At 47.7% G+C, this 15,615-nt stretch carries 16 protein-coding genes; 6 read left to right on the top strand and 10 right to left on the bottom strand.

Annotated features, from left to right (window positions below):
* Positions 1-23 precede the first annotated feature (23 nt).
* Together L696_RS0127185 and L696_RS0127175 are read right to left on the bottom strand one after the other, a co-directional pair.
* On the bottom strand, positions 24-1,103 hold the full coding sequence (locus L696_RS0127185; protein ID WP_025686452.1) for a tetraprenyl-beta-curcumene synthase family protein: 1,080 nt from the start codon (positions 1,101-1,103) through the stop codon (positions 24-26).
* Between the two features lie 592 nt (positions 1,104-1,695).
* Positions 1,696-1,893, bottom strand: coding sequence for a cold shock domain-containing protein (locus L696_RS0127175; RefSeq protein WP_010348936.1), 198 nt, complete (start codon positions 1,891-1,893; stop codon positions 1,696-1,698).
* 173 nt (positions 1,894-2,066) lie between these two features.
* Between L696_RS0127175 and L696_RS0127170 the strand changes: the two genes are divergently transcribed.
* From L696_RS0127170 to L696_RS0127145, 6 genes are all read left to right on the top strand, one after another.
* Entirely contained in the window at positions 2,067-2,300 is a 234-nt protein-coding gene (locus L696_RS0127170; protein WP_025686451.1) for a hypothetical protein, read from the top strand.
* Between the two features lie 6 nt (positions 2,301-2,306).
* The gene (locus L696_RS32275; protein ID WP_025686450.1) at positions 2,307-2,495 is read left to right on the top strand and encodes a hypothetical protein; all 189 of its coding nucleotides are present in this window, start codon (positions 2,307-2,309) and stop codon (positions 2,493-2,495) included.
* 199 nt (positions 2,496-2,694) lie between these two features.
* Positions 2,695-4,491, top strand: coding sequence for an oligoendopeptidase F (gene pepF, locus L696_RS0127160; RefSeq protein ID WP_025686449.1), 1,797 nt, complete (start codon positions 2,695-2,697; stop codon positions 4,489-4,491).
* A 56-nt stretch (positions 4,492-4,547) separates the two neighbouring features.
* On the top strand, positions 4,548-4,970 hold the full coding sequence (locus L696_RS0127155) for a LapA family protein (protein WP_025686448.1): 423 nt from the start codon (positions 4,548-4,550) through the stop codon (positions 4,968-4,970).
* 14 nt (positions 4,971-4,984) lie between these two features.
* Entirely contained in the window at positions 4,985-6,022 is a 1,038-nt protein-coding gene (locus L696_RS0127150) for a M42 family metallopeptidase (protein ID WP_025686447.1), read from the top strand.
* A 73-nt stretch (positions 6,023-6,095) separates the two neighbouring features.
* Complete coding sequence (locus tag L696_RS0127145) at positions 6,096-6,983, top strand: LysR substrate-binding domain-containing protein (protein ID WP_025686446.1); 888 nt, start codon at positions 6,096-6,098, stop codon at positions 6,981-6,983.
* A 32-nt stretch (positions 6,984-7,015) separates the two neighbouring features.
* Here the strand turns inward: L696_RS0127145 and L696_RS0127140 are convergent, their stop codons facing one another.
* The 8 genes from L696_RS0127140 to hemG all read right to left on the bottom strand — a co-directional run.
* Complete coding sequence (locus tag L696_RS0127140; protein WP_025686445.1) at positions 7,016-8,005, bottom strand: aldo/keto reductase family protein; 990 nt, start codon at positions 8,003-8,005, stop codon at positions 7,016-7,018.
* 276 nt (positions 8,006-8,281) lie between these two features.
* Positions 8,282-10,228, bottom strand: coding sequence for an ABC-F family ATP-binding cassette domain-containing protein (locus tag L696_RS0127135; RefSeq protein ID WP_025686444.1), 1,947 nt, complete (start codon positions 10,226-10,228; stop codon positions 8,282-8,284).
* Positions 10,229-10,348: 120 nt separating this feature from the next.
* On the bottom strand, positions 10,349-10,933 hold the full coding sequence (locus tag L696_RS0127130) for a TetR/AcrR family transcriptional regulator (RefSeq protein WP_025686443.1): 585 nt from the start codon (positions 10,931-10,933) through the stop codon (positions 10,349-10,351).
* A gap of 17 nt (positions 10,934-10,950) precedes the next feature.
* Entirely contained in the window at positions 10,951-11,757 is an 807-nt protein-coding gene (locus L696_RS0127125; protein WP_025686442.1) for a DUF92 domain-containing protein, read from the bottom strand.
* 211 nt (positions 11,758-11,968) lie between these two features.
* The gene (locus tag L696_RS0127120) at positions 11,969-12,592 is read right to left on the bottom strand and encodes a fumarylacetoacetate hydrolase family protein (RefSeq protein WP_025686441.1); all 624 of its coding nucleotides are present in this window, start codon (positions 12,590-12,592) and stop codon (positions 11,969-11,971) included.
* Between the two features lie 35 nt (positions 12,593-12,627).
* The gene (locus tag L696_RS0127115) at positions 12,628-13,401 is read right to left on the bottom strand and encodes a glycerophosphodiester phosphodiesterase (protein ID WP_025686440.1); all 774 of its coding nucleotides are present in this window, start codon (positions 13,399-13,401) and stop codon (positions 12,628-12,630) included.
* Positions 13,402-13,455: 54 nt separating this feature from the next.
* A complete protein-coding gene (locus tag L696_RS0127110) occupies positions 13,456-14,943 on the bottom strand; it encodes a CapA family protein (RefSeq protein ID WP_025686439.1) in 1,488 nt (495 codons plus the stop codon).
* A gap of 156 nt (positions 14,944-15,099) precedes the next feature.
* A partial coding sequence (gene hemG, locus L696_RS0127105) for a protoporphyrinogen oxidase (RefSeq protein WP_025686438.1) occupies positions 15,100-15,615 on the bottom strand: 516 nt, incomplete at its 5' end.

The raw sequence follows: 15,615 nt of genomic DNA, 5'->3' as shown, positions 1-15,615 counted from the left end.
GATTTATGACCTCCTCAAAATGTTCATAAAAGCCTTCTTATCCATCGACTGTTTAAAAAGAAAAACAAACGCATGAGCGGACTGTTTTTCATTAAACGTTTCGAAACCGAGCGCACTTCCTGCTGCTCGCTAACTTTGGGGTCGGATAAATATAACGCCAGCAATCCCTCGATAATCATCCGGTGAAAGGAGCTGGCAGGGACATCTGCAATATCAACCCGCGCCCGATTCACAACAAAGGCGATCCGGTCCAGCATCATGTCGGTATCTTCATAATAATTGCAGAAGTTAAGATCTCCGCCCTTCCGGTCTTCGTCTTGATCGATTAGATAATCCAGCAAAATATGAAGACTGCACACATGTGGAAAATACGATACATGTATTGAGGCAGCCCCCGCATCCGTGAGATGCTGGTCGCTAGCAGCAAGAAACAGCATAAACACCCCCAGGGTTGAACCGGTAGCCGCAGCAAATTCGTTCCAGCGCAGCTCCGGTGTACGGTCCTTATGAACCGACCACCAATCCAATAGCGCTTGTTCGCGCAATTCGGGTTTAATATGCTTGTAAACTTGCAAATCCGTGTATAATCCCGCCAGATCCTGAACGTAAGGCATTGCCGCCTCATAGCCCGGAAGCCTGCTTACACAAGACTGACAGGTTGTCACCAGCCCGGTCAAATAACCGCCATCCTCCTGCTCACGACGCAAAGCGTAATAATTCACCGGCTTAGCTGCGGGGTTGACCGCATCCAGCATAGACTGATGCAACAGCCTGAAATCATCCGGGTCCATGGACGTGCTGCGATCACACAGGTTGTCCAGATAATCGCTAATCGTCTGGTACGCCACAATAAGCGGAATTAACGTCTGCCGGGCAGACATATTCCCTGCGGCATACACCGCCCCGCCTACACAGTGAAACGTCTTCTCTGCTATGCTTGCAAGTGCCTGACTTCTCAGCTCGGGATCCGGAATCTGTTCAGCCTTGTATTTCCAATTTGCCAATTCCTGCTTCGTTTCAGGGAGAATGTGCTTATACATTCGGCTCATTAGACCTATGGGGCCTCTCGGAACTTGATAACGTCCTTGCTCAACATAACTCAAATGACGGTGCCTCCACATTGTTGTCTACGTAATTATACCTATCCAAACCATATTCATTATAATATGATCGTCCTTTTAGCACAAATGAACAACCTCACTTTTTCTTTAATATTTAAGAAAAACGATCCATTTTCACAAAAAAGCTTTATACCTGTCATGATTGAATACACAAAAATTGAAATTAAACAAAATTTACCCTGATAATCTTATTAATTTCAAAATAGGTTAAAATCCCTGCCTACCCCTTATCCTCTCCCGGTCTTACGCCTTGAAAGCCATCCCCCATGCTCGCCTGCTTCCATTTTCCAAAAGCATAATAGAAAATGACCGCCTCCGCATTCCAATCCATAGCGTATATGTGACTGCCATATCCACAGATTCAGCAGGTGTATTCAGCACACGAAGAATCCAGGGAGATCCAAAAAAAATCCGATAACACCCACATCCTGCTTAACCTTCTCATATCATAAACTTTTTTACGCAAAAAAGCGCAATCCCTTAAATTTTAAGGAACTGCGCTCTCAATTCATCGTTTAACCGTAATATATAAGACATCCGTATGAACGGAACATTTCTTACAATTCAGTTACACTTACAGTTTATTTACGTTAGCTGCTTGGGGTCCACGGTTACCTTCAGTGATTTCGAATTCAACCGCTTGACCTTCTTCCAAAGTCTTAAAGCCGTCGCCCTGGATTGCGGAGAAATGTACGAATACGTCCTCGCCACCATCCACTTGGATGAAGCCATAACCCTTTTCTGCGTTAAACCATTTTACTGTACCTTTCAAGTGAACAACCTCCTAAAAATACCGCCATCTATGGCGAATATCCATATTATACTTCATGCTTTTTCACAATGCAATTGATGTTTTGAGGGCTTTTACAGGCTGGAATGATTTGCTTTTGCGGCGGAAACTGCGGTATCATGAACCAAAACATCTTTAAAATCGGAGACATGCATATGATGAAAAAACACGAAATATACAAAAAAGACAATTGGAACATGATGACTGTCGAGGTGCAGGGCCGTTACATCGTTCTACGAGAAATATCCGATGACTGGGGCGAAGAAGCCCACACGTTTTTGAGCCGTCCGGCGCTGATGCATTGGGCTGAAAATCGGTTTCCCAAGCAATCCTTTCAAGATAACGTGGAAGAGTGGCAGCGGATCATGAACGCTTTCAAACAGGTATAGCGCTTCATGGTGTCCAACAGCTTTCTCATCTTCATTATTCTCGCCTTTACGCTAGGCGGAGTGCTGATCATGAAACGTGATACGTTACCGGCTCCTCTCAAAAAGTGGATGGCCCTCACTGCCGTAATCATGGTTTGCTTTGCCTTTTATCTTATTGTATACAGCTTATTAAATATAGGTTCCGACCCAAGGTAAAGAAAATTATACTTTTGGGCGCAGGAGGTCATACTATGGCATAACAAGCCATGGTATAAGGAGGATATGCCGTTACATGCATGTCACAAAACCTCTTGCTCTGTTGCTCACGGTCAGCGTGGCGGTTTCTTCGTTTTGGCAGCCGCCCCGTACCGCCGCAGCCCCACCCCATATTTCGTTCGATCAGAGGAGGCTCTCCATGAGTGAAATCGTAAAACGCGCAGACGCGTCTGTAGAAAATACCTGGAAGCTTGAAGATCTGTTTCCAGACCGCAATGCATGGGATCAAGAGTACGAAGAAGTCAAACAACTAGCCAAAAAGGCTACACAATTCCAAGGCAAGCTGAATTCAGCTGAAGCAATTGTCAACTGCTTTAAGCTGGAAGATGAACTATCGCTTAAAACCGAGCGCGTATATGTGTACGCCCATCTACATCATGACGAGGATACGGCTGAACCTACATATCAGGGCCTTTCGCAAAAAGCCAAAAAATTAGGCGTTGAGGTCAGTGAATCCCTGTCTTTCGTGACACCTGAAATTTTGGCGCTGCCCGACAATCAGCTCGATGCCTTGATTGAAGATCCGAAGCTGGCAGATTATCGCTTTACACTCCAGGAAATGAAACGGGAGAAAGCGCATATTTTGGGTAAGTCGGAAGAAGCCCTGCTCGCACAGGTCGGTAACCTGGCTCAAGCACCTCAAACCATTTTCGGCATGCTGAACAATGCCGATATGAAATTCCCTAAAATCAAGGATGAAAACGGCAAAGAGGTTGAGCTAACACATGGCAGCTATATTCAATTCCTCGAAAGCCCGCACCGTGAAGTTCGTGAGCGTGCTTTTAAAGCGGTGTACGACACTTATGCCAAGAATAAAAACACGATTGCTTCCACATTAAGTGCCAATGTGAACAAAAATGTTTTTTATTCCCGTGTTCGCAAATACCCTTCCGTACTGGAAATGTCATTATACGGTGACAATATTCCGAAGGAAGTGTACACCAATCTAATTGATACCATTCACGAGAGCTTGCCTTTGCTGCACCGTTATATCAAGCTGCGCAAAAAGCTGCTGGCCGTGGATGAGCTCCATATGTATGACCTGTTCGCTCCGCTTGTGGACGAATATAAGCTTGACATTTCGTATGAAGATGCTAAAAAGCAAACGAAGGAAGGTCTAAAGCCGCTGGGCAAGGACTATCTGGCTTCGTTGCAAAAAGGCTACGATGATCGCTGGATTGATGTGTACGAAAATGAAAATAAACGTACAGGCGCATATAGCTGGGGTGCTTACGGCACTCATCCTTATGTGCTGCTGAACCATAAAGATAACCTGAACAGCATGTTTACGCTCGCTCATGAGATGGGACACGCGCTGCATTCGTATTACTCGGATAATGCGTTGAAATATCGAGATGCCCAGTACACTATTTTCCTGGCTGAAGTAGCATCTACAACCAATGAAGCGTTGCTGATGGATTACTTGCTGAAAAAGTCTACCGATCCAAAAGAGAAAATGTACCTTCTCACCTACTATGCAGACCAATTCCGTACAACGGTATTCCGTCAAACGATGTTTGCGGAGTTTGAGAAAATCGTACATGAACGCGCTGAACAGGGAGAATCCCTTACACCGCAGCTTTTGTCGGAGATTTACTATGATCTGAATGTAAAATATCACGGCCCTGGCATGAAAGTTGACAAAGACATTGAAATGGAATGGGCCCGTATCCCCCATTTTTATAACAGCTTTTATGTCTACAAATATGCTACCGGCTTCTCTGCGGCAACCAGCTTCTCGAAACAGATTCTGGAAGAAGGCCAACCAGCCGTTGACCGTTATTTAGGATTCCTGAAGAGCGGCGGTAGCGATTATTCGATTAATATTTTGAAGAAGGCCGGCGTGGATATGTCCTCTCCGCAACCGATCCGCGAAGCGATGAGCGTATTCGAGGAAGTTATTACGGAAATGGAAAAGCTGACCGCCGGAAAGTAAAACCATACACGATTAGAATCCAGCATTAAAACAATGCAAGGATAAATCCCTTGTCCATGACGGGCAAGGGATTTTATAATGTAGTGGAAGGAGGTGGCATTTTGAAAACACAATGGTCTCTGATCGCAGCTCTTGTTATCGCTTTGTTAACGGCAGTATTCGCTGTCATTAACGTGAAATCGGTCCAAGTAAATCTACTATTTCGTACGGTCAATGTTCCTTTGATTTTGCTTATTCTCGGCTGCACTCTTCTTGGAGGGCTTATCGTCGGTTCCTTCGGTATTTTCCGTCAATATAAGCTTCAGAGAGAACTCAAACGTCTAAACACCCAGCTTCATACACTGCAAGAAGAACACACACCCGCTGTGGAAGCATATGCGGATACGGCCTATAACACGTCTGGTTCGTCCAGTGCGGTGTCTACATCTGACAAGGATACAGAGCAAACGCCCTCTGACCTTGACCGGTTGTCCAAATGAGGAGGAGCAACAACATGACGATTCATCTGAACGAAAATTATATCATGACCTTTCTGAATCAACTCTTGAACACTCCCAGTCCCAGCGGCTACACACATCATGTGATGGAACTGATCCGTAAGGAAGCCGCAAGCCTTGGGGTGCCCTTAGAATGGAACGCCAAGGGCGGGGCCATCTTGACCCTGGAGGGCCAGCAAACAGACCGTACCGTTGCGCTGAGCGCGCATGTGGATACATTGGGCGCGATGATACGCTCAATAACCAGTCACGGTACCTTGCGGCTGACATCTGTCGGCGGTTTTATGATGAACAGCATCGAGAACGAATACTGCCTGATTCATACCAGAAGCGGACAAACATATACAGGCACGATTCTGTCGAGCCATCCATCTGTGCATGTCTATGATGATGCACGTAGCTTTGAACGCAAGGAGAGCCATATGGAGGTACGGATTGACGAGCTTGTCGAATCTAAAGAAGACGTGCTTCAGCTCGGCATTGCGGTAGGCGATTTTATTTCGTTCGACGCCCGTCCGGTCGTGACACCCAGCGGCTTTATCAAGTCACGGCATCTGGATGATAAAGCCAGCGTGGCTGCACTGTTTGGTTTACTGGAATCCGCTGTACGCGAAGACTGGAAGCCCCGTCATACCGTTAAGCTGCTCATTTCCAACTATGAGGAAGTGGGGCACGGGGCTGCTTACATACCCGAAGGAATCAGTGAGATGATTGCTGTTGATATGGGCTGCATAGGCGAGGATCTGAGTTGCAAGGAGACGGATGTATCCATTTGTGCCAAGGATTCCTCCGGGCCTTATGATTATGACATGACGACTCGCCTGATTGAGCTGGTCAAGGAGTTGAATATCCCGTATGCGGTTGATATTTATCCGCACTATGGTTCGGACGCTTCCGCTGCGCTGAAAGCAGGCAACAATATCCGCGCTGCGCTGATCGGCCCTGGCGTACACGCCTCCCATGCGATGGAGCGTACGCACAAGCAGGCTGTAGTGAACACTGCCCGTCTGCTTGCGGCTTATGTGACGGTTTAATCCGAATGATGACGACCGGCCTGTTCCACTGGAGAATAGGTCGGCGAAGGCTTAGCGAAAGGAAATCACAGCTATGGATCTGAAAAAACTACGTTACTTTATCGCAGTGGCGGAAGAACTACATTTTAATCGTGCTGCAAAAAAACTGAATATCACCCAGCCTCCCTTGAGCCAACAAATCCAAAGCCTTGAGGAAGAGCTTGGCGTGAAACTTTTGGAACGAACCAGAAGGCAAGTTCGACTTACGTCAGCAGGAGCGATCTTTTTAGAAGAATCCAGAAACATGGTTTCTCAATTGGAAAAATCCATTAAGATGACACAGCTTGCAAGTCAGGGGAAATTCGGACATTTATCCATCGCTTTTGTAGATTCAGCATCTGGCAGTCTGATGGTTAACGCCTTAAAGAAATTCCGGGAGCGTTGTCCAGACGTGAAGCTTATGTTGTTTGAAATGACATCTGCCCAACAACTGAAAGCCATACACGATGGCAAAGTTCATGTGGGCTTCATGCGCTGGGCAGATCCATCTATACATATCACCTCTCGGCTCTACACCAACGAATCACTCATCGCCGTACTTCCCGCAACACATCCGCTAGCCCACCATCCAACCTTGTCTTTAGGTTCTTTAGCGGAAGAATCTTTTATCCTATCTCCGCCTCATATGGGAGCGTCTTTTCATGACCTCATATTAGACTTTTGCGGACAACACGGATTCCAGCCCCAAATCGTACAGGAAGCCGTTCAAATGTATACAATCGTTAATTTGGTAGCTGCTGGTATAGGCATCTCCATTGTTCCCTCTTTCGTTTCTGTTTTCCAACGTAGTGATGTCGTATTTCGTTCTTTTCACGAAGATTCTCCGTCCATCCCGCTTTACGCTGCATGGAAAACAGATGCGAATGACGCTGTTCTGACTCATTTTCTGGAGGTGGTTGAAGAAACAGCTTGTAATGAGTAATTAGACATGTAAACTACCATCAGCACGTAGTCTTAACCCGTTTTACTCGGATCACGTTCAACAACACCGTTTAAAATACTATCCATTTGTCTCATAACCTCTCCATCCAGACGAACACCCGCAGCTTTTACGTTCTCCTTAACCTGCTCTGGCTTGGAAGCACCGATAATAGCTGAGGACACTTGCGGGTTTTGTAAAACCCATGCTACTGCAAGCTGCGGTAGCGTCAAACCATATTCCTGTGCAATCGGCCGGATCTGCTCCACTGCCTGAAGGACCTCTTTACGTAACCATTGTCCGGCCAAGCGTTCGAAAAATGGTGAACCTGCTGTCGTAGAAGCACGCGAACCCTCGGGAAACGGCTTGTCTACTGCATATTTGCCTGAAAGAATACCCTGTGCCAGAGGTGACCAAACGACCTGTCCAATTCCTTCCTGCTCACAAACGGGAATCACTTCAGCTTCAATGACACGCCATAGCATGGAATATTGGGGTTGACTTGCCACGAAGGGAACCTTTAGTTCTCTCGCTAAATCCGCTCCTTGCTTTATCTGGTCTGCTGTCCACTCGCTTACCCCTACATACAAAACCTTCCCCTGACGAACCAAGTCGGATAATGCCAAAAATGTCTCTTCAAGCGATACGGTTGGATCAAAACGATGTGCATAATAAACATCAATATAATCCGTCTGCAAGCGTCTAAGGGAAGCATGGCAGGCCTCCATAATATGCTTGCGTGATAGCCCTTTATCATTCTGTCCGGTACCTGTTGGATGAAAAACCTTTGTGCATAGTTCAATACTTTCACGGCGTATTCCCTTTAAAGAATGACCTAAAACCGTTTCCGCCATCGTTTCTGAATAAACATCAGCAGTATCAAACGTTGTGATCCCTGAATCCAGTGCAGCATGGACACATGCCTTCGCTGTGGTGTCATCCACTTGTGCACCATGGGTTATCCAGTTTCCCAATGCTATCTCGCTTACCCCCAAACCGCTTTTTCCAAGTTTACGATATTCCATTTTGAATTCCTCCCTTCTATATAAATTTGATTATAGCAAGCAAATTTTAATATTAGAAATATATAATAAACTACTTATTAATACGAAAAACATATTAATAAATTCATACATTTGCATATTGTTAGGTAGCTTCGAGTTTTCAAGTCAGGACATTAGTTATTTCCACGACCGATATACTGGAATAAATACAAACAAGCAAGCCTCCATCTTTAACGGAGACTTGCTTGTTTAAGTAACGGCGGAAAAACGATTCACGCATCATACTTTTTTCGTATTTTAAGATTTACTTTGTTCGATCTGCTCGGCCAGCTCGTTCAGATAGGTCCAGCGCTCCATTTGATGCTCCAAATGCTGTTCGGCCTTCGTTTGCTCAGCCATAAGCTCCTGTAGTCGTGCGGAATCATTGAAAGACTCTTCCATCTGTCGCTGGATGCTAGCCAACTTCTCCTCAGCCTGTTCGATCAATTCGTCAATTTGCTCATATTCCCGCTGTTCCTTAAAGGTAAATTTAAGCTTGGTTTTGGTGGTCTCCTTGACTGAATCCGAAGCATCCGCAGACTTAGACGTGGAAGACTGAGCAGAAGAAGTACCTGCCGAGACAGACGAATTCGCAGCGGATGGAGCATTTTTACTGATCCATTCTGCATACTCGCTATAATCGCCCACATGCACACGCACCTGTCCTTCTCCTTCGAATGCCAGTACCTTGTCTATCGTGCGGTCTAGGAAGTACCGGTCATGAGAAACGATAAAAACAACACCCGGAAACTCATCCAGATAGTCCTCCAGCACGGAAAGAGTCTGAATATCCAGATCATTCGTCGGTTCATCCAGTAACAATACATTCGGTGCGGACATCAGCACACGCAGCAGGTACAAGCGCCGTTTCTCGCCCCCTGACAACCGGGAAATGACCGTCCATTGCGCGCTTGGCGCAAACAGAAAACGCTCCAGCATTTGCGCGGCTGTAATAGCCGAACCATCTGCTGTCCGGATCACTTCGGCTTCTTCCTTAATATATTCGATGACACGCAGCGATTCGTTCATTTCCTGATGCTCCTGGGTAAAATAACCGAGCTTCACGGTCGGTCCCACGATCACACTGCCTGAGTCCGGTTCTACGCGCTGTGCAATCATTTGCAGCAGAGTCGATTTTCCGCTACCATTGGGACCCACAATCCCGACCCGGTCACCGGGCACAGCGATATAGCTCAAATCCTGAATCAGCTTACGTGAACCTACTGATTTAGATAGGTGATCCAGCTCCAGTATTTTTTTACCGAGACGCGTGGAGGCAACCGACATGTCTACAGACCCGGAGCGGGCTTCCGGCTGCTGATCCTTAAGCTGTTCAAATCGTTCAATACGCGCTTTCTGTTTGGTCGAACGGGCCTTTGCCCCCCGGCGAATCCAGGCTAGTTCATTGCGCAACAGGTTTTGCCGTTTTTGCTCCGAAGATGCTTCCCGTTCCTCGCGTTCCGCCTTTAGCTCCAGAAAACGGGTATAGTTGGCCTCATAGCGGAAAAGTCGACCATGATCCAGCTCCAGCATGACATTCGCCACTCTATCCAGAAAATAGCGATCATGCGTAATCATCAGCAACGCGCCGCGTCTTTTCTGCAAATACTGCTCCAGCCATTCAACCGACTCATTATCGATATGGTTAGTAGGCTCATCCAAAATGAGCAACTCACAGGGCTGGATCAAGGCCGCTGCCAAAGCAACACGCTTACGCTGTCCACCAGAGAGCACTCCCATGCGTGCCTCAAACTGCGTGATACCCAGCCGGGTCAGTATGTTTTTGGCCTCACTCTCCAACTGCCATGCCTGGAGCGTATCCATTTGCTGGCTTGCTCGCAACAGGCGGTTTTGAAGCTCCTCGCTGCCCGGATTCAGCTCAAGCATCTCCATCGTTTCCGTATATTCGCGCACCGCCTTCATTTCTGGCTGGTTGCCGTGGAAAATATGCTGGAGTACCTTCACCTCGGGGTCAAACTCCGGATTTTGCGCCAAATATTGAATGCGTACACCGTTGTTGACCGCAATATTGCCATCATCCGGTGGCTCTAAGCCGGAAATCACACGTAAAAACGTTGATTTCCCAGTGCCATTCACACCAACGACCCCTATTTTGTCACGTTCATCCATGCCAAAGGAAGCATCCTCAAACAACATTTTTTCGCCATAGCTTTTCGTTATATGTTCAACGGTCATAATATTCATACGGATTCCCTACTCTTCCCCTATTTTGTGATGCATCTTGTTTATTTTAACACAGTCACACCAAATGATTAAAAAAACCGTGATCTGAACGAGGTCAGTACGGTTTCTAGCTTTACAATATCACGGTCTGCGTATCCCACTCCCGGCTTCACAGCCGTACATAAACAAGTTAGTCGCAAATTCAGGCGTCTGATCCAGATCGCATTCACGGAAATCTTTATCCAGTAAAATGTCCATTTTGAGGCGCTCCATCATGCCAATGAAAGCCTTCGCATGAAGCTCAGGCTGCTGCACACCCTCCAAAGCCAGTTTGTTTTTGACCATATCGGTATAATCCTGAATAAATCCGCGCATAAACTCCATTAAATCAGGGTCATTGTTCGGGGTCATAAAAAACAACTTGGTATGCTGCTTGCGCTTGTAGTAGTAATATAAGTGCAGATTTGCCATTCGCAGCAGTCCCTCTCCCAAAGCGCGGTTAGCCAGTGCGCCCTGCATTTCGGCCAGGTATTGCTCGCAATCTCTGCGCGTAACCGCTGTAAAAAGCTGTTCTTTGCTTTTGAAGTACAAATATACCGTGCCTTTGGCAACACCCGCCTGTTCTGCAATCTCGGAAATCTTGCTTTCATAAAAGCCTTTGGTGCCGAAGATTGTATGAGCGGCGTCCAAAATAGCTTCATATTTATCTCCGTGTATACCGCCCATCTTCGCACCACCCTGTACTAAAGTATAAACAGAATTCCTGCCAGAGCGACCAGCCCCCCGAAAATGGAGCTAATGCTGTTCACTCGATCATTGCTCATCCAGCGCCATCCTCGCACATAGACCGTCGGTTGTCCACAATGCGAGTCTACCTCTACCTCCCGATCACAAACCGCGCAGAACCGCATCCTTTGCACCGTAGCACCCAGATAGGAATCAGCAAAAGCCCCAGCACTGCCAGATATTCCTCCGATCAGTGCCCACAGCCATAGTGGCAGGCCCGGCATTCCTGCGGCGTATCCAAAGACCCATGCCCCTATTCCAATCAGCACGCCCCCAGCCAAAGCCGCAGCCGTCCCCAGAGAAGATACACCTCCCGAGGTTCCGGGTGCCAGCACCTTGCCGTTCAGTATCGAGCGAGGCGGCTTGCGGCTCAGGCTGCCAAATTCCGTTGCCCACGTATCCGACGTGACCGTAGCCATGACACCAACAAAAGCCAACTGCCAGGCAACATGAGGCCAGATCGCATATCCCAGGCACAGCAGCATACCTAATCCCCCGTTGGCCCATACCTGTCCTGCATCCCGGTTTCCGGTTTTGGCATATGATTTTTCAAGCTCTGCCTTGCGCTCCTTTTTGAACCTCGACAGCAAAGTCGATGTGATGAAGAACAGGAGCAAGGTCCCAAACCAAAACAGGTTACCTGCACCATAATACACGGTTCCCATCAGCACAGCTGCCGCAAAGCCCGATAAGGTTAAGGATTTTTTATAAAAAGCAGCCCCCGCCACTATAGCAGCGCCAAGCAATCCAATGATCCAATCCATGATATACCCCCACTTTGAAAGGAATCTCTCGTTTTTCATTTTTCAGTTCGTATATTATTGTACAACGCTCTACACTTATATAAAAACCGCGTCCCATGCTACGGCACAGGACACGGCCCTTACATTCTTGCGTACGAGAATCACTCCATACTGCCCAACTACCAAAAGAACTCTTTTTAATCATTTTCATTGATACTATCCACGGATCAGCTTAACCGATTGTACAGCTTCCTTGACGGTCAGTTCCCCAAAATAGCTCGAAACGATCTCCACTCATTGTTGGCCCTACACCTGCCGGAGTGCCTGTGAAAATAATATCTCCCTCACCCAGACCATAATGGCTCCCTATGTAATCAATGATATGCCGGATGGAAAAAATCATATCCTTGATATGGCCGCGCTGTACTTCCTGCCCATTTTTGAGCAATGAAAATTCCTGCTCCTCCAGCGTGTCCAGTTTCTCTAAAGATAAGAACGGTGTAACGGGAGCAGAAGATTTAAAACCTTTAGCTGCCGTCCATGGGTGACCTTTTTTCTTAAGGACGCTTTGTACATCACGCAGGGTAAAATCAATTCCGATGGCAAAAGCATTCAAAATCGCTTCCGCAGACATACCCGGTTCGTAATTACGACCCACAGCCACAACCAGTTCAGCCTCGTAATGAACATCTCCTTGATCTTTAGGAAGCTCCAGTGTTGCTCCATCCAGCGGTACTACCGCATGAGAAGGCTTTAAAAAAATCATCGGCTCTGTGGGAAGCTCATTTCCCAGTTCCTCGGCATGCAGCTTATAATTGCGCCCGACACAGTAAACATTACGAATTTCCACGTTCATTACGACCCGTCACCCTTCCCGCACATGTAGCCCCATTATTTAATAAATAGATTACGTATATAGTGCCACATCCGGTGCTTGGAATGCAAAAAAACCTGCTCCCAGCGATCCGGCCAATTGGTACAAATCATCAAATCGGGATGTAACGAGGCCAATCTCTGCATCATGCTACGGTCATCCACCGTCCATGCCATGACAGTGATACCGCGTCCGGTCAAGTCTTTCATCAGCTTTCGATCCAAACGCGGGTAGCCCATGGATAGAAAAGAGCATTGCAGCCCTTCCAACTGCTTTACCAGATCGTCTGGACGAGCATCAATAATCAGCCCGGTACGGATACCAGGCGCCAGCTCCTTGGCCCGACGTAAGGCCGAACGCTCAAAAGAGGTCAATACCACCTCATTCTCCATATCCCGCGCCACAATTTCACGGAGTACAGCCTTCTCCAGCCCCGGATACATATCTCCTGCGGTTTTTAACTCAATATTGAGCGATACGCGGCCACGACACAGATCCAGCACTTGTGCGAGAGCAGGAATGCTTTCACCTTGATATTCCGTGCTTTTCCAGCCACCTGCATCCAGACGTTTCAGCTCTTTCCAGTCCGTATCCTTCACCCGACCTGTGCCGTTAGTCGTGCGCTCCAGCGTGAAATCATGAATGACCACCGGAACGCCGTCCTTCGACAGTTGTACATCCAGCTCAATCCAGCGCACAAACGGCTGATCTATTGCAAGCTTAAAAGCCGCCAACGTGTTCTCGGGAGCAATTCCTGAAAAACCGCGGTGAGCCACGCACAAATGGTCCATTCCGGTTATGACCTCCATCCACAGGTTGTTTCAAGCCAAAGATTCCTTCGACAACTATCGGGCGGTTACTGTACCGTCTGCGCCTACTGAGACATTCCCCGGTGACATCGCCGCTACTCCTTGCAAAATTTTGCTGGCTTCCGCATCCTTCAATGGAATCGGTTGCCCCAGCTCCGCCCTATAAGGAGTCAGCTTCATGCCGCAAGCCCCAGTCCGGGTACAGGTTGCCTGAAATATCGCTGTATCCCAAGTGGCTGGTAGTGTAGATTTAGAAAAAATAAAATTCCCTGTGCTGTATGCAATCCATTTGCCTCTATACTGCTCCATCCCCTGTAGTACGTGCGGGTGACCTCCGATTACGAGATCTGCCCCTGCATCAATAAAAGCATGCGATAGCTCGGTTTGATGAGGCTCCAATACAGTCACGCGCTCCTTGCCCCAATGGGCAAGGACAATGACCAAATCAGCCTGCTTGCGCGCTTCGCGAATCGACTTCACAATCGCGGTCGAATCATAGGCCCCTGCAACCCCGGGCTGTTTGGCGCCTGCATTCCAGTTGGCCTCGGGCATAACCCGTGTAGCGCCCAGCAACGCGATTTTAATACCTTTACGCTCAAAATAGTGCGGAGCATACGCTTCTTTTGCATTACGCCCAGCTCCGGTATACGCTATACCATTTTCTTTCAAATATTTCAGCGTATCCAGTAAACCGTCTGTGCCCTGATCCAAAATATGATTGTTGGCCAAATTTACAGCGTCTATCCCTGCCGCAGCCAACGCAGTCAACGCCTTGGGAGAAGACTTATACACATACGTTTTATTCAGCGCACCCACGCCCGCGGTTGTAACCGGCGTTTCCAGATTGGCTATCGTCAGATCGTCCTTGCGAAACAGATTTCCGAGATATTGATATGGAAAATCAAATCCGTTCTTTTCCAACCGCTGCTCGACCTTACCGGAAAACTGCACATCCCCTACAAAACGAAGCGTGACTGTCGGTGAAGCTGTTCCATCCGATACGGCTTTCCTTCCCTGCTCCGATTCGTTGGGGTCAGTAGATTTCCCACTGTCCGATGCATCTTTATTTGAAGAGCTGTCCGGTGACTGCCCGTCTTTCTCAGAAGTTGACCCTGATTCTGACGATTTGCCTTCGGCAACATTTGTGTCAGATGAGGTCGCGGGGCGGCTGTCTGTATCTGTATCAGTATCAGAAGGTTGCTCTGTCTTATCGTCAGCAGCGTGCTCATCTCCATTGGAGCTGTCGTCCGGTGGTTCATTTGAAACGGCTGTAACGTTCTCTCTTACCGGGCTAGAAGACTGTCCTCCACCCGCTGAATCCGTTTTGCCCTTGTTCTCCTGTTGCAATAGTCCGGCGTTTTCCGCAAGAGAGTTACTCTTCCCATGTTCAAATATGTAATAATATCCGAAAAGACCTACGATCATAAGCAGCAGGACAAGATTCGTGATGATCCAAGCCTTGCCTATTTTGTGCTTCCTTGCTTTCTTTCGACCTTTATTTTTCTCTGATCTGGGAGGGTACATGCTTCACTCCTTCTATGCTGTTGCATATGCATTACCTTCTTGAATGATCCGGCGATTTTAACACCTTCTCCATTATATATCAAATTTCGGTATAAATAGAACCCCTCGCTTGGGAGCGCGAAGGGTTCGTTATTCAAGTACTCCAACCATTTATAATTATGCCTGTACCTTGACCGCTTCCCGTTCCGCAGCTTGGACGGCGACAGAGGCCCATTCCTTGGCTTGGCGGATACAATCCGGCAAGCCGATGGCATCATAGCCAGCACCCAAAACATACACTCCCGGCATCGTTGTACGCAGTTCCTCTCGCAGATCGGCGATAGCCTGCGGGTGTCCTACCGGATATTGCGGCATGGAGTGGCGAAGACGGGTAATTTCCGTAAATAGCGGAGTCGCCATAACGCCCATCATGTCCTGCAAATCCTTACGTACCAGCGCAGTCAGTTCATCATCGGGTAGTTCCACCGTTTCTTCGGCTCCGGCACGCCCCACGTAGCAGCGCAGCAGTACCTTATCGTCCGGACTGGTATGCAGCCACTTGGCGGACGTCCACGTACATGCCGTCACACTGCGTCCCTCTTTACGGGGAACCAGAAAACCGGAACCATCAAAGACATTCTCGATGTCTTTTTTATTAAAGGCCATGACCACATTCGCCACGGACACATAATT

This window comes from Paenibacillus maysiensis (assembly GCF_000520815.1).
GTDB classification, from domain to species: Bacteria; Bacillota; Bacilli; order Paenibacillales; family Paenibacillaceae; genus Paenibacillus; species Paenibacillus maysiensis.
The sequence above is the reverse complement of the archived record's forward strand: the minus strand, read 5'-3'. Positions and strand labels throughout refer to the sequence as shown.

Coding starts and splice junctions, on each gene's coding strand:
- L696_RS0127155 (WP_025686448.1), top strand. CDS start 4,548: ATGACGGGCAAGGGATTTTATAATGTAGTGGAAGGAGGTGGCATTTTG.
- L696_RS0127125 (WP_025686442.1), bottom strand. CDS start 11,757: ATGGATTGGATCATTGGATTGCTTGGCGCTGCTATAGTGGCGGGGGCT.
- L696_RS0127120 (WP_025686441.1), bottom strand. CDS start 12,592: ATGAACGTGGAAATTCGTAATGTTTACTGTGTCGGGCGCAATTATAAG.
- pepF (WP_025686449.1), top strand. CDS start 2,695: ATGAGTGAAATCGTAAAACGCGCAGACGCGTCTGTAGAAAATACCTGG.
- L696_RS0127150 (WP_025686447.1), top strand. CDS start 4,985: ATGACGATTCATCTGAACGAAAATTATATCATGACCTTTCTGAATCAA.
- L696_RS0127130 (WP_025686443.1), bottom strand. CDS start 10,933: ATGGGCGGTATACACGGAGATAAATATGAAGCTATTTTGGACGCCGCT.
- L696_RS0127140 (WP_025686445.1), bottom strand. CDS start 8,005: ATGGAATATCGTAAACTTGGAAAAAGCGGTTTGGGGGTAAGCGAGATA.
- L696_RS0127170 (WP_025686451.1), top strand. CDS start 2,067: ATGATGAAAAAACACGAAATATACAAAAAAGACAATTGGAACATGATG.
- L696_RS0127145 (WP_025686446.1), top strand. CDS start 6,096: ATGGATCTGAAAAAACTACGTTACTTTATCGCAGTGGCGGAAGAACTA.
- L696_RS0127135 (WP_025686444.1), bottom strand. CDS start 10,228: ATGAATATTATGACCGTTGAACATATAACGAAAAGCTATGGCGAAAAA.
- L696_RS0127110 (WP_025686439.1), bottom strand. CDS start 14,943: ATGTACCCTCCCAGATCAGAGAAAAATAAAGGTCGAAAGAAAGCAAGG.
- L696_RS32275 (WP_025686450.1), top strand. CDS start 2,307: ATGGTGTCCAACAGCTTTCTCATCTTCATTATTCTCGCCTTTACGCTA.
- L696_RS0127115 (WP_025686440.1), bottom strand. CDS start 13,401: ATGGACCATTTGTGCGTGGCTCACCGCGGTTTTTCAGGAATTGCTCCC.